Origin of the sequence: Paenibacillus sp. HJGM_3 (genome assembly GCF_045062745.1) — a bacterium.
In the GTDB taxonomy this organism is placed as follows: Bacteria; Bacillota; Bacilli; order Paenibacillales; family NBRC-103111; genus Paenibacillus_AA.
In genome coordinates this window covers 167629-192405 of record NZ_JBJGED010000009.1, presented here as the reverse complement: position 1 = coordinate 192405, position 24777 = coordinate 167629, and the positions used below count along the sequence as shown (strand labels likewise).

Annotated in this window: 17 protein-coding genes; 7 read left to right on the top strand and 10 right to left on the bottom strand. The window is 56.5% G+C overall.

Features of this window, described 5'->3' with window-relative positions; genetic code table 11:
* Positions 1-3: 3 nt before the first annotated feature.
* Positions 4-1173, top strand: coding sequence for an aminotransferase class I/II-fold pyridoxal phosphate-dependent enzyme (locus ACI5FR_RS12765; protein ID WP_405454894.1), 1170 nt, complete (start codon positions 4-6; stop codon positions 1171-1173).
* Entirely contained in the window at positions 1170-2360 is a 1191-nt protein-coding gene (locus ACI5FR_RS12760; RefSeq protein WP_405454893.1) for a trans-sulfuration enzyme family protein, read from the top strand. Before ACI5FR_RS12765 ends, ACI5FR_RS12760 begins: the two co-directional genes overlap by 4 nt.
* A gap of 79 nt (positions 2361-2439) precedes the next feature.
* Here ACI5FR_RS12760 and ACI5FR_RS12755 read toward each other — a convergent pair whose 3' ends face one another.
* Complete coding sequence (locus tag ACI5FR_RS12755; protein ID WP_405454892.1) at positions 2440-3834, bottom strand: extracellular solute-binding protein; 1395 nt, start codon at positions 3832-3834, stop codon at positions 2440-2442.
* 395 nt (positions 3835-4229) lie between these two features.
* Here ACI5FR_RS12755 and ACI5FR_RS12750 point away from each other — a divergent pair, with 395 nt between their 5' ends.
* Positions 4230-5576 (top strand): ABC transporter substrate-binding protein, encoded by a 1347-nt coding sequence (locus ACI5FR_RS12750; protein WP_405454891.1) that lies wholly within the window; start codon positions 4230-4232, stop codon positions 5574-5576.
* Between the two features lie 63 nt (positions 5577-5639).
* The gene (locus tag ACI5FR_RS12745; protein WP_405454890.1) at positions 5640-6692 is read left to right on the top strand and encodes an alpha/beta hydrolase family protein; all 1053 of its coding nucleotides are present in this window, start codon (positions 5640-5642) and stop codon (positions 6690-6692) included.
* A 53-nt stretch (positions 6693-6745) separates the two neighbouring features.
* Here the strand turns inward: ACI5FR_RS12745 and ACI5FR_RS12740 are convergent, their stop codons facing one another.
* From ACI5FR_RS12740 to ACI5FR_RS12720, 5 genes are all read right to left on the bottom strand, one after another.
* On the bottom strand, positions 6746-7555 hold the full coding sequence (locus ACI5FR_RS12740) for an endonuclease/exonuclease/phosphatase family protein (RefSeq protein WP_405454889.1): 810 nt from the start codon (positions 7553-7555) through the stop codon (positions 6746-6748).
* A 52-nt stretch (positions 7556-7607) separates the two neighbouring features.
* Positions 7608-8492 carry a carbohydrate ABC transporter permease gene (locus ACI5FR_RS12735; RefSeq protein ID WP_405454888.1) on the bottom strand — a complete coding sequence of 295 codons (885 nt, stop codon included), beginning with the start codon at positions 8490-8492 and terminating at the stop codon, positions 7608-7610.
* Positions 8493-8513: 21 nt separating this feature from the next.
* Positions 8514-9404, bottom strand: a complete 891-nt coding sequence (locus ACI5FR_RS12730; RefSeq protein WP_405454887.1) for an ABC transporter permease — start codon at positions 9402-9404, stop codon at positions 8514-8516.
* 120 nt (positions 9405-9524) lie between these two features.
* Entirely contained in the window at positions 9525-11198 is a 1674-nt protein-coding gene (locus ACI5FR_RS12725; protein WP_405454886.1) for an extracellular solute-binding protein, read from the bottom strand.
* A 29-nt stretch (positions 11199-11227) separates the two neighbouring features.
* On the bottom strand, positions 11228-12271 hold the full coding sequence (locus ACI5FR_RS12720; RefSeq protein WP_405454885.1) for a LacI family DNA-binding transcriptional regulator: 1044 nt from the start codon (positions 12269-12271) through the stop codon (positions 11228-11230).
* A gap of 653 nt (positions 12272-12924) precedes the next feature.
* On the opposite strand from ACI5FR_RS12720, the gene ACI5FR_RS12715 reads away from it, so the two are divergent.
* Positions 12925-14790, top strand: a complete 1866-nt coding sequence (locus ACI5FR_RS12715) for a 3-oxoacyl-[acyl-carrier-protein] synthase III C-terminal domain-containing protein (protein ID WP_405454884.1) — start codon at positions 12925-12927, stop codon at positions 14788-14790.
* The gene (locus ACI5FR_RS12710; protein ID WP_405454883.1) at positions 14787-15665 is read left to right on the top strand and encodes a DUF6999 family protein; all 879 of its coding nucleotides are present in this window, start codon (positions 14787-14789) and stop codon (positions 15663-15665) included. The genes ACI5FR_RS12715 and ACI5FR_RS12710 overlap by 4 nt, the downstream gene beginning before the upstream one ends.
* Here the strand turns inward: ACI5FR_RS12710 and ACI5FR_RS12705 are convergent.
* Together ACI5FR_RS12705 and ACI5FR_RS12700 are read right to left on the bottom strand one after the other, a co-directional pair.
* Entirely contained in the window at positions 15662-16492 is an 831-nt protein-coding gene (locus ACI5FR_RS12705; protein ID WP_405454882.1) for a hypothetical protein, read from the bottom strand. The two genes, ACI5FR_RS12710 and ACI5FR_RS12705, sit on opposite strands and share 4 nt — an antisense overlap.
* Positions 16477-17181, bottom strand: a complete 705-nt coding sequence (locus ACI5FR_RS12700; RefSeq protein ID WP_405454881.1) for a sterol desaturase family protein — start codon at positions 17179-17181, stop codon at positions 16477-16479. Before ACI5FR_RS12700 ends, ACI5FR_RS12705 begins: the two co-directional genes overlap by 16 nt.
* A gap of 259 nt (positions 17182-17440) precedes the next feature.
* On the opposite strand from ACI5FR_RS12700, the gene ACI5FR_RS12695 reads away from it, so the two are divergent.
* Complete coding sequence (locus tag ACI5FR_RS12695) at positions 17441-20824, top strand: Ig-like domain-containing protein (RefSeq protein WP_405454880.1); 3384 nt, start codon at positions 17441-17443, stop codon at positions 20822-20824.
* Positions 20825-21317: 493 nt separating this feature from the next.
* Here ACI5FR_RS12695 and ACI5FR_RS12690 read toward each other — a convergent pair whose 3' ends face one another.
* Complete coding sequence (locus ACI5FR_RS12690; RefSeq protein WP_405454879.1) at positions 21318-23138, bottom strand: sensor histidine kinase; 1821 nt, start codon at positions 23136-23138, stop codon at positions 21318-21320.
* Positions 23135-24772, bottom strand: coding sequence for a response regulator transcription factor (locus tag ACI5FR_RS12685; protein ID WP_405454878.1), 1638 nt, complete (start codon positions 24770-24772; stop codon positions 23135-23137). The genes ACI5FR_RS12690 and ACI5FR_RS12685 overlap by 4 nt, the downstream gene beginning before the upstream one ends.
* Between the last annotated feature and the right edge of the window lie 5 nt (positions 24773-24777).

Below are 24777 nucleotides of genomic sequence, written 5' to 3'. Positions count from 1 at the left end.
CTTATGAAAATCGAAAGCCGTTTGGCGCAAATCGGGTCCATCTCCGAGCCGGTCACGGGCGCCGTCAGTTATCCGGTCTATCAGGCTACCGCCTTCCGTCATCCGAAATTGGGGCAGAGCACGGGATTCGACTATTCGCGCACCAAAAATCCGACGCGCTCCGTATTGGAGCAAGCGATTGCCGAGCTGGAATCCGGAGACGCCGGATTCGCCTGCAGCTCCGGGATGGCGGCGCTGCAAACGATCTTCGCGCTGTTCAGCCAGGGGGACCATTTGCTCGTCTCCCTCGATTTGTATGGCGGTACTTACCGGCTGATCGAGCGCATCATGACGCGGTTCGGCGTAACGGCCACCTACGTGGACACGAACGACCTGGACGCGCTCGAGGCGAACTGTCGCCCGACGACGAAGGGCATCGTAATCGAGACGCCTACGAATCCGTTGATGATGATCACGGATCTGGAGCTCGTGTGCGGCTGGGCCAAGAAAAAAGGGTTGCTCTCGATCGTCGACAATACGCTCCTCACACCGTTCCTGCAGCGTCCGATCGAATTCGGAGCGGATATCGTGATCCATAGCGCGACCAAATATTTGGGCGGGCACAACGACGTATTGGCGGGCTTGATCGTGACCAAGGGCAAGGAGCTGTCAGAGCAGATGGCGATCCTGCACAACTCGATCGGTGCTGTACTCGGGCCGCAGGATTCATGGCTGCTGATGCGCGGCATGAAGACGCTCGCGCTGCGGATGGAGCGCCATGAGTTCAACGCGACACGGATCGCCGAGTTCCTGCTTGAGCATCCGCTGGTAGACGAAGTGTTCTATCCGGCGCTGCCGAGCCATCCGGGTTACGAGATTCAGAACAAGCAATCGTCGGGCAATACCGGCATTTTCTCCTTCAAAATGAAAGACGCACGTATGATCGAACCGATACTCCGCCATATTAAGCTCATTGCATTCGCAGAAAGCTTAGGAGGCGTAGAGTCGCTGATGACCTATCCGGCGGTTCAGACACATGCGGATATTCCGGAAGAGATTCGCCGCAAGGTCGGCGTCGACGACCGCCTGCTTCGCTTCTCCGTCGGCATCGAGCATGTCGACGACCTGATCGCGGACCTGTCGGCGGCATTCGACGCGGCGCACGCCGAGCTGGAAGGAGGCCATGCGCAATGACAAGCCCGGAAGAGCCGAAGCGCGGTCGCCTGCACAAGCCCGAGGCGAACGCCAAGTTTGCGACCAAGCTGATTCACTTCGGGAGAGAGATCTGCGAGCATACCGGCGCGGCGAGCGTGCCGATCTATCAAGCGTCTACGTTCCATCATTTCGATCTCGACAACCCGCCTGAGTACGACTATGCGCGCTCCGGGAATCCGACCCGGCAGGCGCTGGAGGAATACATCGCCACACTCGAGGGCGGGACTCGCGGATTCGCGTTCGCATCGGGCATGGCGGCGATCTCGACGGCGTTTATGCTGCTGTCGAGCGGCGACCACGTCATCTGCACGGAAGACGTCTATGGCGGCACGTACCGGCTGCTCACGACGATCCTGACGCGTATGAACATCGAGACGACATTCGTCGACATGACGAACCTCGATGCCGTGAAGGCCGCACGGAAACCGAACACGAAGGCCGTCTTCATGGAGACGCCGTCGAACCCGACGCTGCGCATTACCGACGTTGCGGCTGTGACCGGCTGGGCGAAGGAACACGGGCTCCTCACCATGATCGACAACACGTTTATGACGCCGTACCATCAGCGGCCGCTGGAGCTGGGCGTGGACGTGGTGCTGCATAGCGCCACGAAGTTCCTAGGCGGCCACAGCGACGTGCTGGCCGGCCTCGCCGTAGTGGCCGACAAATCGCTCGGCATGCGGCTCAAGCAGCTGCAGAACGGCCTCGGCAATGTGCTCGGCCAGCAGGATTCGTGGCTGCTCATCCGCGGCATGAAGACGCTGAAGGCGCGCATGGAAGCCCACGAGCAGAGCGCGCGCCGGCTGGCGCAATGGCTGAGCGAACACCCTGCCGTGGCGCAGGTGTACTATCCCGGCCTGCCGGATCATCCCGGCCGGGCCATTCACGAGCGGCAATCGCTCGGCTACGGCGCCGTCGTCTCATTCGACGCCGGCTCGGGCGAGCTTGCGAAGCGCGTGATGGGCCGCGTCCGGCTGCCGATCGTCGCGGTCAGCCTCGGCGCCGTGGAGAGCATCCTGTCCTACCCGGCCATGATGTCCCACGCCGCCATGCCGCGCGAAGTGCGCCTGGAGCGTGGCATCACGGACGGCCTCATGCGCTACTCCGTCGGCTTGGAGGACATCGAAGATATCATCGCCGACCTGGAGCAAGCGCTGGCCGACTAATCGCAATGGGAGCCATCCCCATGTCTGCCTGAATATCTAACCAAAGAACCTGACCGGCACTTCCCGGTCAGGTTCTTTGTTAGGTAGGGTGATTCTGTGAGCCGATGGACTCAATTTCCCGGCACAAATTTTCTTCGCTCTCCAATCCCGCCCAGTACAACCGAAGTTCGCCGAACAGCTTGCGGAATTCGCTATCTTTGACATTCAAGTCGCTGAACAGCCGGTAGCTGGGCATAATCTCCCGGAACATGGGGAAGCGCGAGGGTCGGTTGATCTTGGAGGTTTCGGGACCTCTCCATTCGGCGGCGGGAATCAGGGCGGGCAGACTGCATGTATTTTGCCGAATGGCCAGCTGAGCCTTGGGAGAAGTCACGAAATCTACCAGCTTCTTGGCAGCCTCCTTGTTCTTAGAACGAGCGTTCACGGCCATGCCGATAATGATCAACACCGTAAGAGGGGTCCCGAAGTGGGGAACCGGAGCGATGTCATAGTCCAGATCGGTATCGCGAAAATGATTCAGGATGAAGTAGCTCAGGATGGCGATAGACAGCTTGCCTTGTCGGAACATATCGATCTTCTGCGATTCCCAGCTCATCAGGCTGCTCGGCAGCGAGGGAGTCTCCCTGTAGATCTCCCGGCTGTACCGTATGGCGTCCAGCATGCGGGTGCCGGATAGCTTCAGACGGCCGTTCTCATGGCGCTCGAAAGCGCCCCCCTTCTGCATGAGCAGAATGGCGGCTCGATTCGGGGTGGAGAAATAGCAATGAAAGCCCACGCGCTCGTTCGGAATGTCGAGTGAAGCGGCACATTCGCTTAATCGCTGCCAGCTCCAGCTGCTGTTAGGCTCCTGCAGGCCGCGCTGGGCAAAATGGGAGCGATTGTAGCAGAGGACAAGCGGTGAAAAAACGAACGGTTGAATCCTCAGCAGGCCGTCCTCCGTAAAAGCGTCGGACAAGAAGGGGTAAATCTCCTCCTGGCGGTCCAGCGCTTCCAGATCGTCCAGACTGCCCCTCTCGGAAAATTGCAAAAAGTTTTCATAGTTCAATGTAAGGACGTCCAACAGGCCGCTCTCGAGGTACGGACTGATATGATCGTACGAGAAGTTGGCGAGCGGAACCGCCTCGACATGAATGTTCGGGTGCTCCTGATGGAACATGGCGATTAGCCGGTGAATGTCCGCATCGTCCGGAATCGTAGGCTGATACCCTAACCGGATCGTGACGGCGCTTTTGTCGGCCGGGTCCATCACCTTGCTGCCGATCTTCGGAATTTTCACGATAAGTCCATCGCTTACGAGCAGGTCAAGTCCTTTGCGTACGGATTGAACGCTTAAGCCATATTGCTCGGCGAGCTGCTTTTCCGACGGCAAATATTGATCCGGTTCTATGGACCCGGTAATAATGCTTTTGCGAATCGAGGAAACCATCTCGTCCAGACGAACGCGGAATGTTGTACGGCTAGGCCGTCGCGTCATAGGGGATCATCCTTTTATCTCTATTTACTCTGATGATAGTTAGAGATGTACGATTTGTCAAACGACTGTAGATTGTAACGGGAATACAACATTATAATTACATATTAGATAAATATTAGTTTTACACAAAAAAATGCCCATATTATCGTAAAATAACTAATTAATCTGTATAGCAAACATCTTGTTGACTGTTACTTCTGCTTTACAATATATTTAAATTGAATTATAAGTATTAGATAAGTATTAAGAATTAACTCTATTCTCTGGTTCAGTCACAGGTGGAATGTTTCTATTTGAACTGCAAAGGAGGTGTAAACGCTTTACTCGCATGATACTCAAATCCTAGATGGAAGTGCCTAATCCACTACACACGGAAAAGGATGGTCTATCCCAATATGAGGAAGAACAAATTCACATTGGTTAGCTTGATTTGCACGATGCTGGTTACCCTCCTGTCCGCTTGCAGCGGTAGCGGTTCGGAAACGGCGGGCACCACCGGTTCTCCCACTCCAACTCCCATAGCTACGGAAAAACCGCGTGATCCGATCGAGCTGAAGATTCATGCCGGCGGCGTATCGGAGGATGAATTCAACAAGCGGTTCAAGGACGTGCTGACTAAGAAATTCCCGTATATCAAGCTCGTGTGGCTGCCGACAGCCGGAGCCGGCAACTCCATGCAGGACTACGTCGCCCGGGGCGAGATTCCCGACATCATCCGCAACATCTCCAGTACAATCCAAACGAATTATTTCAACCTGGGCCTCGAATACGACATGCGCGAGCTGATCAAGAAATACAATTACGACTTGAACCGGTTCAATCAGGTTTATATCAAGGGCTTCCAGGACTTGACCGCCACGAACGGAGAAATATACGGACTGCCGGTATCGCCGTTCTTCTCGCGGGTGCTTTACTACAACAAGGACTTGTTCGACAAGTTCGGGGTCCCCTACCTGAAGGACGGCATGAATTGGGATGAGATCTATGATATCGCCAAAAAGATGTCTCGCGTGGAGGACGGTGTCAACTATCGCGGATTCGCGGCCAACGTCGCTACTTTCTTCACGTACAACGAATATTCGCTGTCCACGCTCGATCCGTCGAAGGACGAATTGTCCAGCTTCGATACATGGAAAAAAATATTCGACAACTACATCCGGTTCTATCAAATCCCGAACAACGCGATCGCGCCGACGATTCCGGAAGAAGGGGCTTTGTTCCAAAAGGGTACGGTGGCGATGCATGCCGACATTTACTCCCCCTACCTCGACCTCAGCATGCTGAAAAACTGGGACATGGTGTCGATCCCGATTATCGAAGGCGCGCCCAAGAAGATCGGCACGTTTCCTCCGGGCTACCTGCTCATCACAAAGCAAAGCAAGTACAAGGAGGACGCCTTCAAGGTTATCATGGAGATGCTGAGCGACGACGTGCAGATGACGGATGCCAAAAACGGGTTCCTGCCGACCGTGGCCAACAAGGAAATGATGAATGTGCTCGGCCAGAACGCTCCGGCCTACAAAGGCAAAAACATGAAGGCCGTAGGCTACTACGAATTCGCTCCGCTCCGTCCGGGACGCGCGAAAGGCATGACGGTCGTGGAGACGAATGTGGCTGATACGCTATTGCGCACCAATTTCTTGGAAGCGGCCCAAGGGAAAACGGATTCCAATACGGCCCTGCGGAAGACGGACGAACAGCTGAAGGCGGAGGTCGCCAAGATCAAGGCGGCCACGAAGTAAATGTGGAGCAATAGGCAGATGATGTACGTCAACCATATATACAATTAGGAGAGACAACCTGCGATGAGCTACAACTTACTTGAATTAAACCGGAATGGACTTCGGAAGCTAACCGAAGGCCTCGAGGATGCCGAGAGCTGGCAGGCTAAACGAAGGGAAATCGAGCGGAGCTGGCTGGAACTTATCGGCGGCGTGCCTAATGGGGTTCCTGTCTCCTACGAGGTGCTGAGCGAAACGAAGGAAGCGGATCACACGCGGGTGCATCTCGTGTACGACACGGTCTACGGCGACAAGGTGACCGCCTATCTACTGCTGCCGGACGAATCTGTGGAGGGAGCGGGAAGTGACGGCCGGAGGCCGGCCGTCCTTGCCCTTCACCCGACGGACGAGTCCGGCAAGGATAACGTCGCGACGCGGAACGGCCGAGTCAATCGAATGTATGGGCTGGAGCTCGTCTCTCGCGGGTACACCGTGCTGGCGCCCGATGCACTTACGGCCGGGGAGCGGATCTATCCGGGGCTGCTCAGCTTCCGCAGCAAGCCATTCTATGAGCTGCATCCGGAGTGGTCGACGGTGGGGAAGAACACGGTCGACCACAAGATGGGCGTCGACCTGCTCTGCACGCTCGACCGCGTCGATCCGGACCGGATCGGGGCGATCGGCCATTCCTTCGGCGGGTACAACGCCTATTTCCTGGCGGGACTCGACTCCCGAATCCGGGCGTACGTGAGCAGCTGCGGGTTCAGCCCGTTCTACGGCGATCACAGGCCGACCCATTGGGGCATCCGCGACTGGTATACGCACATCCCCCGTGTCTCGGATTACTTGAGGGAGTATGAGGTGCCGTTCGAGTTTCATGAAATTGCCGCACTGGCGGCGCCGATTCCGGCCTTCCATTACTACGGCCAGAGCGATCCTATTTTCCCGCACTGGCAGGCCGTCGGGGCTTGCATGGCCGAGCTGAGCGAATTGTACCGGTTTCTCGGCACCGAGGATCGCTTCCAGGCCGTGATGACCGCCGGGGGCCATGATTTCCCGTCGGAGATCCGCGGGCTCGCCTATGCATTCCTCGACCGATGGCTGATGGAGTCGCCCGTGACGAATCAAGTAAAATAGATCAACCCCCGGCATCCGGAACAAGGAGGATGTTGGGGGTTGTTTTATTTCCACTAGGCCAGCCCCAGTTCCGCCACGACCGGATAGTGGTCGGAAGGGTAGCCGCCGCCTCGCAGTTCGCGGTCGACCCGGACGCTCCGGATCGAGAACTCCGGCGAGGCGAAGATATAGTCGATCGGCTGGCCGTCCTCGCCGCCTCGGAAGCTGTGCGCGGTCAAGCCCGGGTTCTCGTTCAGGATCGAGTAGGCGTCGGCAAGTTCGGACCTATCACTCCCGAAAGCGACTTCCCCTCTCAGCATGCGGATGGGCAAGTCCGCCGGAGCGCTGTTGAAGTCGCCGAGCAGGATCGCCGGGCAGCCGTCTTCCAACCGCTGTGCCCTCATCCGCGCCGCGATCACTTGAATGCCGTTGTCGCGGGCGGCTTGGCTGTGGTGGTCGAGATGCGTATTGTACACGTAAAAGGCCGTCCTGCGGTCCCCCTCCCCGCCATCGCGAAGCGAGAATCGGGCCCACGTGCAGATGCGCGGGAACATGCTGTCCCAACTGCGGGAAGCGGCGACATCCGGCGTCTCCGACAGCCAGAATTGACCATGCTCCTGGAGCTCGAGCTTCTCGCGGTCATAGAAGATCGCGTTGTGCTCGTTCTCGCGCCCGCCGAAGCGTCCATCGCCGATCCAGGCATATCGCTCGAGGAACGGCTCCAATTCCGTCAGCATCGTGTGGTAGCCTTCTTGGGTGCCGACGACGAGCGGCTTGTGGTCCAGGATAGCGGCGGCGGCTCGCCCGATCCGCTTCGGCCAATAATCGGGCCCGTCTTTGATTTCCGGGTAGCGCAGATTGAAGGTCATGACGGTCATAGACATTTGGGAATTCCTCCGATTGAAGCAGGATTGGGCAGTTAGCGAAGAGTTGAATTTACTCTTTCACGGAGCCGAGCATGATGCCATGGATGAAATATTTTTGCAGGAACGGATAGACGACCAGGATCGGTACCATGGATACGACGATTTTGGCCGCATTCAGCGTTTTCTCCGATACTTTCTGCAGCAGTTCCAGTTGGGTCGAATCGAACTCCTGCGTATTGATCTGCACGACCAGCTGTTGAATGTAGGTCTGCAGCGGATAATTCTCGACGCTCCGCATGAAGATCATCCCGTCGAAGAAAGCGTTCCAGTGTCCCACTACGCTGAAGAGCGTGACGGTCGCCAGCGCGGGCAAGGACAGCGGCAGGAAGATCCGGGTCAGCATGTACCAGGGGCCAGCTCCATCCATATAGCCAGCTTCGCTCAGCTCCTTCGGCATGTTGCGGAAGAAGTTCATGAGCAGGATGACATTGAAGATCGGCACCGCTCCAGGCAAGACGAGCGCCCATATCGAATTGAACATGCCGAGCGCCTTTACGGTCAAGTATAGCGGAATGATCCCTCCGCTGAACAGCATGTTGAAAAGGAGAAACCACATATAGATGTTGCGGCGCGGGAACTCCTTTCCGCTCCGGGAGAGCGGATAGGCCATCAGTACGGTTAGGACGAAGTTGACGATGCCGCCGACGAATACCCGTTTGACCGATACATAGAACGAGTGGAGGAAGTGCGGCTCCTCCAATATTTTTTTGTACGATTCGAGCGTAAAGCCCTTGGGCCAGAATTTGACGAGCCCGCCGGCTGCGGCCGCGTTCTCGCTGAACGACACCGCGATCGTGTGCCACACCGGTCCGAGCGAGAGCAAGGAAATGCCCAGCATGATAGCGAGCAGCGCCCCCTCGGACACGCGGGCTGCCCATGTACGATTCCGAACCACCGTTCCTCACCCGCTTTCTCCCTAGAAGATGCGATAATTGGCGTACTTGTAAGCCAGTTTGTAAGAAATCATAATGAGCGCGAAGCCCACCACGGACTTCATCAAGCTGACGGCGGTCGCGAAGCCGTATTGGGCTTGGACGAGGCCGACTCGGTACACGTACGTATCTATGATGTCGCCCGAATCGTAGACGAGCGGATTGTACAGATTGAAGATTTGATCGAATCCGGCGTTCAGGATGTTGCCGATGCTGAGCGTCGCCAGCAGCACGATCGTAGTGGCGAGGCTCGGGAGCGTGATGTACCGGAGCTGCTGGAGCCGGCTCGCGCCGTCGATCTCGGCGGCCTCGTATAGATTCGGATTGATGCCGGCCAGCGCGGCCAAGTAGATGATGGCGGCGAAGCCGAATTCTTTCCAGATGTCGGTGCCCACGATGATGCCGGGGAACCATGTGTTGCTGGCGAGGAACATGATCGGCTCGATCCCGAACCAGCCCAGCGCCTGATTGAGGATGCCTTTCAAGGACAGGATATCGGCGATGATCCCGGCCAGTATGACCCAGGAGATGAAGTGGGGCAAATAGACGATCGTTTGCACCCAACGCTTGACGGCCATGATGCGAACCTCGTTCAGCATGAGGGCGAACACGAGCGGGATAATCAGATGGGCGATGATTTTCATCACGGCGATGAAGACGGTGTTGAACAGGATGACCCCGCCGTCGCGGATCTCGAACAAGTACGTGAAGTTTTCCAGGCCGATCCAGTCCGAGTTCCAAATGCCTTTGCCGATTTTGAAATTCTGAAAGGCGATGACGACCCCGAACATCGGAATGAGATGAAAAATGATCAACAGCACAATGCCGGGCAGCAGCATGAGATGATAATGCTTTTGAAACGATCTCAGGTTCATGGTCCGTTCCTTTCCGCGAATACCCCAGGACTTCGTAAGGGGTGCAAAAGAGCGCCGCTCAGGTACGCAGCCGGAGCCGAGCCTCCGTCAGGCGCTCTATTGATCTCCCGTTTTTTTTATTTATTTGCTCTTCAGCTTGTCGACTTCCGTCTGAACTTCCTTCGTGATCTCGTCTCCACCCTGAGCCTTCCAGTCGCTTACGAATTTATCGAAGGAGTCGAGCGAGGCGTCGCCCATTACGATTTTTAGGAACGTTTCGGATTCGAGTTTTTGCAGGTTGGCCCATTTCCGCTCCATGGTCGCAGTCGTAGCCGTATATTCACTGAACACCTGATTCATCTTTTGCTTCAGCAGAGCGGCCGGTGCCGTGTAGCCGTAGAAAGAGCGCCAGATTTTCAGATCGGCTTTCGGCTTGGCTTTATCCGCCACGGCGGCGTCGTATAGAATTTTGATTTCTTGGTTGAGCTGCTCGGGTTTGATCTCTCCATTGAGCGCCTTCTTCAGTTGTTCCGCCTTCCGTTCCACGGCATCCGCATAGTCGTACGTAGCGTTGCCGATCGGCCAATAAGTGGCGTCTACGGTGAAGTCAAGCTTCGCCGAATCTGGATCGACCTTCCGCTGCGCGGCGATGAAGGTGTTCGCATAGACGACGGCGGCTTCCGGATTTTTCATGCCCTTCTTCACGACGACAAAACGGTTGCTGACGGGAATCATCAGATTGTTGTATTGCCCTTTGGCATTCGGAATCAGATAGGGCTCGAAATTAGCCTTCGGATCGTTCGTCATCGTGTCGGCCACGATTCCGCCGGCCCACCACGGTCCGAAGAATAGACCGGATTTCCCGCCTACGACCGGCTCGTTCAGATCCTTGCGAAGCGCGAATTCCTTGTCGATCAGACCGGCGCCGTACATGTCACGTAATTTTGAAAGCGCTTGCTTGGTTTCCGGTAAAACAGAACCATATACGATTTTGCCCGAGCCGTCTTTGATCCAGTTGCCGGGATAAGCGTCGTAAGACATGAACAAGGCTTTCCAGTTATGGCTGCTGGCTTTGCCCGGGACGGTGACCGCACCGGAAGAGCCGGTCAAGCCGATCGTGTCCGCCTTGCCGTTGCCGTCCGGATCGCGCTCGACGAATGCCTTGGCGATCGCCGTCACATCGTCCATCGTCTTCGGCGGCTGCAGTCCGACCTTGTCCAGCCAGTCTTTCCTAACCCAAACGAGGCTGGCCGCGTCCGCCTGGACGCTGATATTCGGAATGGCCATCAGCTTGCCCTTATAGGTCGCCTTCTCCAGCGCTTTATTGTTCGTGGAAGCGTACAGCTCCTTCGTCAGCGGGGAAGCATATTTCTCGTATACCTTGGTCAAGTCCTCGAGCTGACCGGCATCCGCAAGGGAGAGGAAGGTTTGCTCGTCGACCAGCAGCATGTCCGGGATGTCGCCGCTGGCGATGGACAGCTTCGATTTTTGATCGAAGTCCGTCCCTGCTGCATACCACAACAGCTTGAACTCGATATTCGTCTTGTCCTTGATATACCGAGAGTACTGGTTATTCTCCACGGTATCGCCTGCCGGCAGCTTGCCGGTAGCCGGCACACTCTTGAAGGTGGTTATCGTAACCGGGTTCGGCAGCTTGAACGGATCCACCTTCGCGCTGTCGGCTGAGGGTGCGCTGGACGGCTTAGAGGCTCCGTCCGTCGCTTTCGGAGAGCTTCCGCCCTCGTCCTGGCCACCGCAAGCGGATGCGAGCACCGCCGTCGAAGCTAGAAGCAGGATGATCGATTTCTTCTTCATATGAACTCCTCCTCGGATAGAGTTATTTATCAGTTCGTGGGCGCACTCTCATTCGGCCGAGCCGGCCCGCAGGATCCGCGTTCGACCAACTCCGTCTGGATAAGCACCCTCTGCACGGAACGATGTCCGGTCGCGCATTGGTTGATCAAGAGCTTCGCAGCCTCATGTCCCAGCTGTTCGGCAGACAGCTTGACTCCGGTCAATTGCGGTACGAAGTCCGCTGAGAATACCGACTCGTCGCTGAAAGCTATGACCGACAAGTCCCCGGGGATGCTGAGCCCCAGCTCTGCCGCCGCCCGGTATACCCCGAGCGCCATTTTGTCCGTATCGGCGATGATGGCCGTGATGTCCGGGTGTTTCTTGAGCATTTTCTTCGTTACGTCGTAGCCATACTCCGCGGACGGCGTATTCGGATCCTTGTAAACGAGCAGCGCGGGATCAAATGTCTGGCCTGCCGACTCCAACGCTTGACGGTATCCGAGCCCACGGTCCGTCGAGACGGTTTTGCCCTTCGACGCATTGAGGAGCATGATGCGCTTGTGGCCGAATTGCAGCAGGTAGTCCACGACCATCGTGCCGGTCGCCACGTTATCATTGTCCACATAGCAGACCTTCGACTCGTATTCCGCGTGCGGCCGACCGATGACGACTAACGGCAGCCCCTGGCGCACCCTGTCCGCAATTCGCGAATCATGTTCGACTGGGTCGAGTAGAATATCGCCATCTACGGGTTCGGAGGAGAGACGAGGCACATCGTCCAGATACGTCTTGGTCAAGGCGTTGACCAAGAGTCGATAGCCGCTCATGCTGCATTCATAAAGGACCCCGTTCAGCAGCGATAAGTGGAATTGACTGAATTTCATCCGTTCGCCGGGCATATTGATGCCTATAATGTGGGTCGTCTTACTCACCAAACTCCGGGCCCAGTAGTTCGGCTTGTAGTCCAGCTTGCGAGCTGCGGCCAGAACGCGTTCTGAAACTTCTTTGCTGATCGGGCGCTTCTGGCTGAATACATTCGAGACCGTGCTCTTGGAAACGCCGGCCGTTCGGGCCACATCTGCAATGGTTGCCAAGGTTTGAACCTCCCTTCGATTTTCAATCCCTCTATCCACCTTTGAAGACAATTTCATATTAAACCGGTTTTATTAGCTTGATGTTTTCGCGCTATTAAGAAAATGTGAAGATTGGCTATAAATAAATTATGATAGCGCTTTATTTTTTATGAAACCGATTTAATGAATTTAAAGTAAACGATGGGACAGTTGACTGTCAAGATAAATAAATTTTTTTGAGAAAATCAAGCTGTGAAGCTGTTCACAAAACGGAATAGGTCTGCAATGGACTGAGTTAGCGCGAGAAGATTTTGCTCACATCGAGCAGGGAAATCATTCTTTAGCAGGGCTTGCCAAATGGAGGTCGTCTACTTGTAAAATAGGGTAATCGACCCAACCCGATCCCGACGATATGGACTCCGAGTTCAAGGAAGAGCTTTATTCGCCCAATTTGAAATACGCCTGTTATCGGTCCGGAATCTATGTGCAGGATGAGGGAGACATAGTAGACGTGTTGGAGCAGTCAAAGACCGTTCGTGAATATGCGGACTATCCGGTCAAGCTTTATTTGTACAGAAGTACCATGGAAACTTAGTACTAGGCATCCTTGCCCGAATCGACGATGATGAAGCTAACCGAATAGTAGGTGCTATTCGGCAAAAAGGAGGTCTGTCATGCATTCGGTATACATTACAAGCCTGGGAAAATTCCTGCCAGGACCGCCGATCGGCAATGAGGAGATCGAAGATTATTTGGGCCGAATCGGCGGGAAAAGCTCGAAAGCCATGCGGCGCATTCTGGAGCAAAACCAAATTCGCTATCGCCACTATGCCTTGAATAAAGAACAGAGAAGCCTGTACTCCAATGCCGAAATGGCCCACCTCGCCATCCGCGACGCCCTGGAGCGCAACGGTAACGTAAGATCCGACGACGTTGAATTTCTCGCCGTAGGGACGACGCAGGGGGACTTGCTCGTGCCCGGCTTCGCCAGCATGGTGCATGCGGAGACGGGTTTGCCGGTGATGGAGATCGCGACCCACCAGGGGGTATGCGGCAGCGGGATGCAAGCGATGAAGAACGCGTACCTGCATATTCAGTCCGGGGAGAACGAAGCGGCCATCGCCTGCGCCAGCGAATTCCCCAGCCGCGTGTTCAAGCACACCCGGTTCGAGGATCAGGGCAGCTATGCGGACCGCGCCATCCCCTTCGACACGGACTTCCTCCGGTTCATGCTGTCGGATGGAGCGGGCGCCGCGGTCTTGCAGAACCGGCCCAGCCGTACGGGCTTGTCCTTGCGGATCGAGTGGATCGACAACCAATCCTACGCACCTTTGTACGACGTATGTATGTATGCGGGGATGAACAAGGAGTCGGAGGAGCCGATCGCGTCCTGGATGGATTATGCCACAATCCGGGATGCAGCCAACGCCGGCGCGATCAATCTTAAGCAGGACATTCGACTCGTGAACGAGATGCCCAAGGTTGGGGTACAACGCTACTTCGAGCTCGTCGAGGAAGGCAGAGTGAACCCGGCCGCGATCGATTGGATGGTGTGCCACTATTCGTCGCATTTTTTCCGGGAAGAGATCTTCCGGCTGTTGCGGCTCGGCGGGCTTATGATTCCCGAGGAGAAATGGTTCACGAACCTCTACACCAAAGGCAATACGGGGGCAGCCTCGATCTACATCATGCTGGAGGAGCTGCTGAACGAAGGGCGGCTGGCTCCCGGGGAGCGAATCCTCTGCATGGTCCCGGAGAGCGGTCGGTTCCAGACTTCCTACATGCTGCTGACCGTAGTCGGTTCCAAGAGCGAGGAAACGACGGCGTTCCTCGAGCGACAGCCGGAAGCGCCCCATCTCGAGTTCGACGAAACACATGAGATTCAATCCTACTTGGTTCGCCAGTTCGTTCAAATCTGGATCGATTTCGAGCAAAAGCTGGCCCAGGTGCCGATCATTCATAAGCTTTATCACGGGCAATTCACGCTGGAAGACTATAAGCTGCTGATGGAGAACATCCGCCAGCAGGTGATCGACGGGTCGCAGTGGATTGCCCGCGCCGCTTCCTATATCTCGATCGATCATATCGACCTGCGTTCCTTGTTTATTGCGCACGCACGCGACGAGCATCGGGACTTTCAGATTCTGGAGCGAAATTATCTCGCGATCGGCGGGAAGCTTACGGATATCCAGTCCGGGGAGAAAAACATCGGCAGCGAGGCTCTATCCGCCTATTTGTTCCAGCGGGCCAGCCGGGACAATCCGGTCGATTTAATCGGGGCGATGTGGATTATAGAAGGGCTAGGCTGTCGAATGGCCCGTTACTGGGGGGAGATGATCCGGGACCAGCTGGGTCTTCAAGACGAGCATGTCTCCTTCCTGCTCTATCACAGCGACTCGGATGAGAAGCATTTCGAACGGCTGGAGGCTGTGGTGCAGCATCCGCTGTTGACGCTGGAGATCGCCGCCCGAATGGTGAAGACGGCCAAGACGACGGCGCGGCTGTATTTACTCCAACTGGAGGAGCTGGGGAACACATGAGCCAGGCCGATTATTTCAACCTCATGCCGCACGACAAGCGGGACCCGAACCCGTTCCTGGCGATTTACTTGGACCAGAGCATTCCATTCAACGAGGAAGCGAAAGCGGCTTACCTCAAGGACTGCTCAAGTAAATCCCGGCAATTCCTGCTTCCGGTCTTACGTCCGTTGGCACGCCTCCTTATCGTGCTATTCCAAATCTACAAAATCCTGGTGCCAAAAGCCTTCACCTCCTCCCGCGCGTTGCATCGCGTTCTGTATTGGGGGATGAAGACGTTCGTCAGTCCCGATGCGAACTATATGATATTGCGCCATTTCTACCTGGGGTCCGAAGTGCTGCAGTTCATCCGCGACAATGTTCCCGGCGTCCAAGTGGAGATGAATCCGCTGAAGCCGACGAACCTCAAGCCGGTGAAGGACGACCTGTTCCTCGTGCACGACCTGAACTTATACAACTTCGTGATTAACTTGAACCGGGAAATTCGCGAGAAACAGATCGAGGTGACCAAGCAAAACCGATTGAACTTTGACGCCATCACCTCCGACCCGATTCCGATCGAGCCCATGCCGAAGCGGTGGACCAACTTTCTCGATCTGACGACGGCCATCGAATGCTTCACCCCGGTGTATCAATTGTTCCTGACGGACAACGACTTCTGGCGGGCAACGAATTCCCTGCAGCTGGATGAAACGATCGGCATTTTAGCATCCAAAATCATCGGCAACAACGACCGGCTCGCCCTCATCAACAACAAGCATCCGATGGTTCCGCTCACGACGCTCCGCGCCGGATTCCGCCTGGTGCTGCACGGCCTCGCTACGGAACAGATGCATGCCTTGCTCGTCGAGCTCAAGCACAAACAACAGGCCTCCTAATGGGGGCCTGTTTGTTTGGCTGTCTGCCCGTCTTGCAAAGGGGCGACTTTGATCTGCTTGGCTAACCCTAACCGCCTGCATAGCTTGATGAACTGCCAGGAGAGATCGAATTGGCCTCTCTGCAGGCTCATCTTCGCACTGGAAGGGAAGGTATGATGGTTGGCATGCCACTCGCCCGCGCCGAAAATCCCGACAATCCAGTTGTTCCTGGCCATATGGCTTACCGGATAAGGGCGTTTGCCATAGAGGTGTGCGAGGCTATCCGTGAAATCCCCCACGGTATAGATCGCCAAATACGTGAAATAAAGACCGATGAGACCTGGGGTTCCCCACATCGACACCATGCCCCATAGCAGGAGGGCCATGTGCATCAGGATGATGCTTGCATAAGGCATCGGCTTACTGAGCCAAGCGTAATACTTGATTTGCTTCACGTCCGCAGCTAGCTCGTTGTGCTGTTGGTTCGTTCTGGGTCGCCAGAAGGCGTCGAACAGGGTGCGTATCGGTCCTGCTACCGCATAAAGCGCGCAAAGGATCGGATTTTTCGTCCCCAGATACCAGCCGCAATGCGCATACCAGAACCCATCTTGCACCGGCGAATGCGGATCCAAGGCATCGTCGGTGTGCTGATGATGATAACGATGATTGCCGGCCCATTGGACGGGGGTTCCGGCGGCGAGCCCTAGCGTAATCATCGATTTCTCCAGCCAGCCGGACAGGATTAGCGCCCGATGGCTTAGTGCTCGGTGATAGCCGACGCTAAGAACGAGAGCCGCGAGCAAGTAGTACCCTAGGCAAAAACAGATCAGGCTTACGATGAACGCCACCTTCTCTCTTTGCTGGAAGTCTTGAACAACTGATCGAAGTAGGGAAGGAAAAATCCGTAGTTGCCGGTATTCCGCTCATGATGGTCGCTATGTCGGACGGTAAAGCTCAGCAGACTGTCGGCAGGGCGGCCCGGGAAAAAGTTGAAGTTGCAGTGTCCCAGTGTGTTCAGGACGATGCTCATGAGCGGCAAGGTGAGCAGTGAGATGACAGAGAAAGAATAAAAGATTAGCGCCGTGGTCATCACGCTTCCGAGCAGCAAAGCTTCGATATAGTGAAAGCTGAAGGTCGAGTACGGAGTCGGTGTTTTGGATTGATGGTGCTTATAATGGACGTGCCGGTACAACCATTTCGTATGCAGCAGGCGGTGACACGAGTAGAAGTGAATTTCGTTCCAGAGAAAGAGGGCTAGAATTTCCACAGGGAGCTTACTCAACGACATTGTCCAGGATACATGCAGCCAGCCGCGGTTGACAAGCCACAAAGTAAAGACGGTGAGGAGGCCGAACATCGCAATGGAGATGAGGGAGTGCACAATCTCCATCCGGACTTGTGCCGGTTGGACGACCCTGGCATCGATACGCTCGCCCTTCGATCTTGCCATGAGCCATATGCAGAGCCAAGCGCTTCCGAAATATAGGCCGGAAAACCCCAGGGTGGTAATCGCGAATAGACTTGTATAGTCGAGCACGTTGGTCTCTCACTTTCTCTGAATAGATTTAGAACGACTGGGGAACCCATATTCTTTCTTAATTTTACCTGATTAAGGGATTGTTTGTCTCGGGTAACGGTACAAGTGCCTTCAACCTGCTTCTCCCGTCGATGTCCAAGTTAGGACTAAATGTGTAGTTTTTATGGACACCTAAACTATCGGACAAGCCTGGCCGATAAACATAGGGTACCTTTTTTTCTTGTATGGATTTTACAAAAGAAAGGAATGGACTTCACTGATGGACTCAAGCTTGCATACGTCGTCCGGTACGGCCGGACGGAACCGAGCGCGGCTTCACCGCGCGATCGTACAACTCGTACTGATCTTAACTTTGATCATAGGCCCTGGAGCGGCGGGGGTTCTGGCTGCGGATGAAATATCGCGGGTGGTGCTCTCGAAGAATGAAGTTTCGGTCGCGGAAGGGGATTCCATATCCTTAACGGCTACGGCGATCTACGTGAGCGGAGCTACGGCCGACGCTACCATCAAGGCGGATTGGAACTCGAGCGATCCGGCGGTAGCGACCGTCTATTCGGGTACCATTGCGGCGAAGGCGGAAGGAACGGCCATAGTGACCGCTACGTTTATGGGGAAGACACAAGTCGTTAATGTAACCGTGGTGAAAAAGGTACGCACCCTCAGCAAAGATAAACAAAGCTTGACGCTGCGAGTCGGCAAGTTCGAACAGATCGCGTTGACCGCCGCCTATACGGACGGCACGTCGGAGGACGTATCCGGCTTGGCGGAGTGGAGCGTCGACAATGATAGCGTAGCCGATGTGGTCAATGGCAAAGTGACCGCGAAGAGCTCGGGCGAAACGGTAGTGACCGCGCGTTACGGCGGCAAGACGGTGACGGTTCCCGTCGCGGTCGATGTGGTGCGTCGTCTGGATCCGAACAAGGATACACTCGACCTGCGGATCAAAGGAACCGAGAAAATTCAATTGATCGGCATGTTCGAGGACGGCACGACCCAGGACGTCGCGGACAAAGCGGAATGGTCCTCCAACAAGGAAGGCGTAGCCGACGCGATCAAGGGCACGATCACCGCTTATGGAGCGGGCCAGGCTACGATTACCGCCAGGTACGGCGGCAAGACGGCCTCCATCATCGTCAATGTCGAGACGGTGCGGAAGCTGGAGGCGGACAAGACCGATATTTTCATCAAACCGGGCAATACAGCATCCATCAAGCTTGAGGCTACATATGCAGACAACAACAAGGAAACCGTCACCCAGCAAGCGACTTGGACCAGCAGCGACGACTCCGTAGTTGAAGTCGATGATGGGGTCATCGTGGCGCAAGCGGTCGGCCAAGCAACGATCACGGCTGCCTATGGCAACAAGACGGTGACGATCACCGTGGACTCCGGCGTAGCGAGAAAGCTGGAAGCGAACAAGAGCGATCTCCAGCTGCGCCGCAATGCTACGGAAAATCTCACCCTGACGGCTACATACGCAGATGGCAGCACCGAGAACGTCACGAGCAAGGCGGACTGGTTCTCCGACAACGAGAGCGTAGCCTACGTGTCCAAGGGCACGGTACGGACGTATACCAAAGGGGAAGCGGAGATCACCGCCCAATACGGCGACAAGACGATTACGATTCCGGTGCGGGTCGATACGGCTCAAGGGCTGAAGGCGGATGTATCCAAGCTGGATATGCGCGTCAATGACAAGCGCTCGATCAAGCTCACCGTCACGTATGCCGACGGCACGACGGAAGATGTCACCCAGCAAGCGGAGTGGAGCTCGGACAAGAGCGAGGCTGCCACGGTCTATAAGGGCGAAGTCAAGGCGATCGGCACGGGGACCGCGGTCATCTCAGGCAAGTTCGGCGACATGACGGCTAACGTGACCGTGAACGTAGAAATTGCTAAGAAGCTGGAAGTGGATAAGAACGACGTGTTCCTTCGCGTGAACGGGACGGAGCAGCTGAAGCTGACGGCGACATATGCCGACGGGAACCCGATCGACGTGACTACTCTGGCAAACTGGAGCTCTGACGACGAAGATATCGCCGAAGTGTCGGCCAGCGGGAAGATTACGGCGTACAAGAACGGCCAAGCGACGATCACCGCTTCGTACGGCTCCAAGACGGTCAATATCTCCGTCGACGTGAGCGTAGCCCGGAAGCTCGAGGTGGACAAGAAGTCCCTTTCCCTGCGTAAAGGCGATTCGAGCACCGTCAAAGTAACGGCCACTTACGCCAACGGGACTACGGAAGACGTCACGAACGCGGCGGAATGGAGCTCCGATGCGGAGCTGGTCGCGACCGGCAAGAACGGCACGATCCGGGCGCTGGATTCGGGTTCCGCACGCATTACCGCGAAATACGGGGACAAGCTCGCGACAATCGCGGTGGATGTCGATCCGGCGTCCAAGCTGGAAGCGGATCAGACGAAATTCGAAATCCAGCCGGGCGATGTCGTAAAAGTAAAGCTGACCGCGACGTATGCGGATGAAGCGACTGAAGACGTGACCGGAAAAGCGGAGTGGACGACGAGCAACAGCGAATTCGCGTCGGTTGAAGATGGCGTCATCACCGCGAAGGCGCGGGGCGAAGTGACCGTCACCGCCAAGTACGGCAAGAAGACGGTCAAGATCTCCGTCAGCGTCGGGAAGCTGGACACTCTGACGATCAGCGACAAGACGCTCGTCATGAAGGAAGGCGACCGCAAGCAGCTGACCGTCCTGGCGAAATATAAGGACGGTACGATCGACGACGTCACCGAATCGGCAGAATGGACCACATCGTCCGCTACGATTGCCGAAGTGTCGGAAGGGCTCGTGACCGGGATCGCCACCGGCAAGGCGACGATCACCGCTAAATTCGGCGAAAAGCTCGTCACCTCCTCGGCGCAGATCGAAGTGGCGGATAAGCTGACCGCGACTTACCGCAGCCTGATCATGCAGAAGGGACAAAGCCTCCAGGTTGGCGTAACGGCCACATACGGCGACGGCACGACGGAGGACGTCACGGACAAGGCGACTTGGTCGATCTCCTCCGAGAAGACCGCGGAAGTGACGGACGGCCTGGTGACCGCGATCGAACGGGGCAAAACGACCCTCACGATCAAGTACGGCACCAAGTCGATCAGCGTTCCGGTGGAAGTCGACTATGCGGTGAAGCTGACGGCGAACCAGAAGGCGGTCGACATGAAGTCCGGTACGGAGTCGCAGCTGACGGTAACGGCTACGTTCTCGGACGGGACGACGCGCGACGTAACGAACGATGCCGAGTGGACGACGCGTTCGTTCAAGATCGCGGATGTCTCGGCGAACGGCTTGATCTCGGCGGCGGCTTATGGCAAGACGACGATCACGGCCAAATTCGGCGGCAAGTCGGTCTCGATCCCGGTCGAGGTCGACACGCTCAAGTACCTGAAGTCGAGCGTGAAGACGATCGAGCTGACCGCCGGGCGCAGCACGACGATTTCCTTGACGGCCACCTACAAGGACGGCTCGGAAGGTCTCGTGAACGAGAAGGCGGAGTGGAAAACCTCGAGGGACACGACCGCCGACGTGAAGGATGGCACGATTACCGCCTATGAAAAGGGCACCGCTACGATCACCGCCAAATTCGGAGGCAAGAGCGTCTCGATTCGGGTCGTGGTGAAGTAATAGAGGGGCAAAGCAGCGAGGCTGCCGATCGATTAGATCGGCAGCCTTTGCTTTTGCAGGGTTGGGAAGGTATGAAGCGGAATAAGATCGTGCAGCTCTTTTTACCTTGTAAAGCAAAACTTACAATTAAGCAGGGTAACTTTACAATATTTACCCCATAAGGCTACACTGCAGCCATATTGTTAAGCAATCTTAGCTTAATAGCATAGTCGACCATCGCTATTAGTTAACTTTGCCTTACAATGGCGGCGAAATGTGCGATTTGGGCCTGCTAATTGTAAGGAAGGTTAGCTTAATTGTTAACATTGCTTAACAAGGTATCCAGCTTGGATGTGCGCATATCCACTCGAATGCGGATCGTGGCGGCCCATGCCCCGAGACGGTCCGAGGCCGACCGGCCCGCACCGCCGCGGCTAAATCGTCGCGATGCGGATCCTTGCGCGCCAACGCTCCAACTCGCCCCCACGCTCCACGCCCCGCCCTCCACGCCCGCTCAAATCGCCGCAATGCGGATGACCACTTCCGTCCCCACGCCCGGCTCGCTCGTCATCGAGAGTCCGCTGCGCTCGCCGAACGTCAGCTTGAGCCGCTGGTTCACATTCTGCATACCGATGTGCGTGCCGGCGAGCGAGATTCTCGCCGACAACGCGGCGTTCATCGAGGCGACTCTTTCGCGATCGACGCCGACCCCGTCGTCCGCGATGCGCAGCACGGCCATCTCGTCCTCGAGCGTGCCGGTGACGACGATTTTCCCCGCCCCCTGCTTCGGCTTGATCCCGTGGTAGATCGCGTTCTCGATCAGAGGCTGGAGCGAGATACGCGGGATTTTCCATGCCTTGATCCGCTCGTCGATGTGCCACTCCACCTCGAACTTGTGCGGGTACCGGATGCGCTGAATCTCGATGTAGGATTTGCAATGCTCGATCTCGACCCGGATCGGCACGAGGTTCTCTTCCCCCTCCAGGGAGTACCGGAGCAGCTGGGAGAGCGCCGCGATCATCTCGGACACGGGATTCTCGCCGCCGGACAGCCGGAGCGCTTGCCAGTTGATCGTCTCCAGCGTGTTGTACAGGAAGTGCGGGTTGATCTGGGATTGCAGCGCGACCTGATACGCCTGATCGAGCAGGGCCAGCCGGCTGCGCAGCTCGTTCTCGAGCTCCTTCTTCTCCCCGAAGGAGTGCAGGATGTTCGACGTGATATACTTGATCTCGTCCAGCCGGGGCTTGCGGCCTGTGACTCCTGCCGGAGGGTCTTGCCATTCGCCGGGGCGGCTGACGACGGCCATGATCTGCTTGATCGGCATGAACAGCTTCCAGGAGATGACGAGCGACAGGATGAGCGCCACCAGAATACTGAACAGAGACGAGACGAACAAGTAATTGCGGATATAGCGGGCCTTATCCTCGTATAGCTTCAGCGGCACGACGGAGATGAACTTCCAGTTGTTGTACAAGGAGTTGACGTGCGAGATCGACTGCTTCGACCCTTCGTCGTACAGGAAGGCCGGCTCGTTCGGATTTCGCGCCATAAGCGTCTTATCCGGGATGATGTCGGAGATGCGATGGTTGATCCAGCGAAAGTCGTCGCTCGCGAGCACCGTCCCGCTCCCATCGATGATGTAGAGCTGGTCGATATAATGATTGTTCGCGTTGTTGATCAAATCCATGAACCGGGCGGTGTCGATGTTGAACAAGACGCTGCCCGTTTTTTTGCTGCTCAGCAGGGGGGCGGTCCGCACAAAGGTGAGCAGCTCCTGTCCTCCCGTATCGCTAGAGCGCAGCCGCGCCTGGCGGGGGAAGATCCAGTCATTCGCCGTCGGCCGCTTCTCCTTGTAGACGTCCAGCCAGCCGATGTCCGAGAATTCGTCCAGCGGCCAACGCCCGTGTTGGGAATTCAGCACGTACTGATACTTCTCCGAGTAGACGTAGACCGAGTCCACGAACGACTGGATGCTGTTCGACGTATGCAGCTCGTCGTAAATTTTGCGGATGCTGAGGTTCATATCATAGTCCGGCAGACCGGTCACTTCCCGCTCCAACAGCGATTTCAGGTTGTCGTCCGACGCCAGGCGAACGGTGAAATCGTCCACTTCCCGGATCATCATATCCACCATATCGCGGATACGAGAGAGAGCGTTGAGATGCGCGGAGCTGATCTCCTCCGTCACGGTCTTGCTGTACAGGTTGTAGATGCCGACGCTCAGGCCGGTGATCGGAAGCAAAATCAGGGCCAAAATGATAAAAAAGTTTTTGATGAAAACGCTGCGGAACCGATAGTTTTTGACAATAACCCAGAGGCTGAGCGGATCTCTCATAGCGAGTCCTTACGACCCGACTTGCGCCGATATTCGGTGGGCGTATAGCCGGTATGCTTTTTGAACAGCTTGAAAAAGTACTTCGTATTCTTGTATCCCACGCTCGTCCCGACTTCATATATTTTGAACTGCGGGTTGCGCAAATATTCCAGCGCCTTCTGCATGCGCGTCTCCGTCACATAGTCGGTGAAGCTGGTGCCGGTATGCTGCTTGAACAGCCGGCTGAAATAATCGGGGCTGAGATAGACGTGGCTGGCGGCGCTCTCCAAGGAGATCTCCTGGTCGAACCGGGCGGCGACATAGTCCTTGGCAGCTTGAATGACGGCAGGTTCGGCCGACGCATGCTTCGCCGCGGCTGCGGAGATGTCGTTCAGCAGCGCGCCGCCCCAATCGAGCATAACCGGGTAGCCGTCGAGCCGCAGAATCGTCTCGTAGCTGAAGGCCCGGTTCGTCAGCTTCTCGATCGGCAGCTCCATGGCGTTCAGCTTGCTGCTCAGCGAAGAGAACAGCTCGATCAGCATATGCTTCGCGTTCGGTTCGGGGACGCGCCGCTCCGCGCACTCGCCCAGCCATTTCGCGTATTGCCCGGGCAATGCTTCCAGATTGCCGGCCGCCACGTAAGAGAGGAACCGTTTGCGATGCTCCTCGAGCTCCGGATAAGGCTCGGAAGAGAAGGCAGCGTCGGAAATACCCCCTGAGTCTGCAACGGACGCAGAGAGACCGGAGGAACCAGGAATAGATCCGGCGGAAGTACCACCCGCGGCCTCAGCGGAGAGCCGCTGCCGTGCGGTCACCATCTCCTGCAGGCTCGCATACCGGCACAGGGACTCCCACCGGGCCTCCGCGTCCAGGACCGAACGGATGCGCAGCACGACCGAGTCCATGTGCTCGCGGACCGTTTCGTCGAAGGCGGATTCGGTCCGGCCAGGCTGGAGATCAACCGCCACCAGATCCAAATGGTGCGCCTCCGCCTGGATCGCCGTATAGGCCACTTGGGCGTGCTCGCTGCGGATCATCTTCTCGACGGATTCTCCGGCGAGGGACGCTTCCGTGAGAGGAAATGACAAACGAACGAGCGCGCATGGGCAGTCCGACGTGTTCGCCGTCACCCCCGTCAGCCGCAACAGCTTCTCCGTCTCCTGGGCATCGTTCCACCGGCCGGCCGCCATGTCGCGGAACAGCCGCTTGCGGATGGCCGGGAGCAGCTCGCTCGTCTGCCGAAGCGCACGGGACAGCTGCTCCTGCTGGTCCCGGTCCCCGTCGAGCCGCTGCTTGACATCCTGGAACACGTGCATAATATCGGATAACTTGGTAGGCTTCAGCAAATAATGAATAACATTGTAGCTCATCGCCTGCTTGGCGAATTCGAATTCCTTGTACCCGCTGATCAGCACCACGCGCGTGCGGGGATGATGCTCGTGCACATGCTTGGCGAGCTCCAGCCCGGACATCCGCGTCATCTTGATGTCGGACAGAATAACATCGATGTCGGTTCTATCCAGCCATTCGAGCGCCTGATGACCGTCCTCCAGCTTCGCCGCGACGCGGAAGCCGAGGGCGGCCCAGTCCACGAGATCCGCCAATCCCTCGCGGATATGCTCTTCATCGTCGATGATCAGCAGTTGATATGTCATGGGGC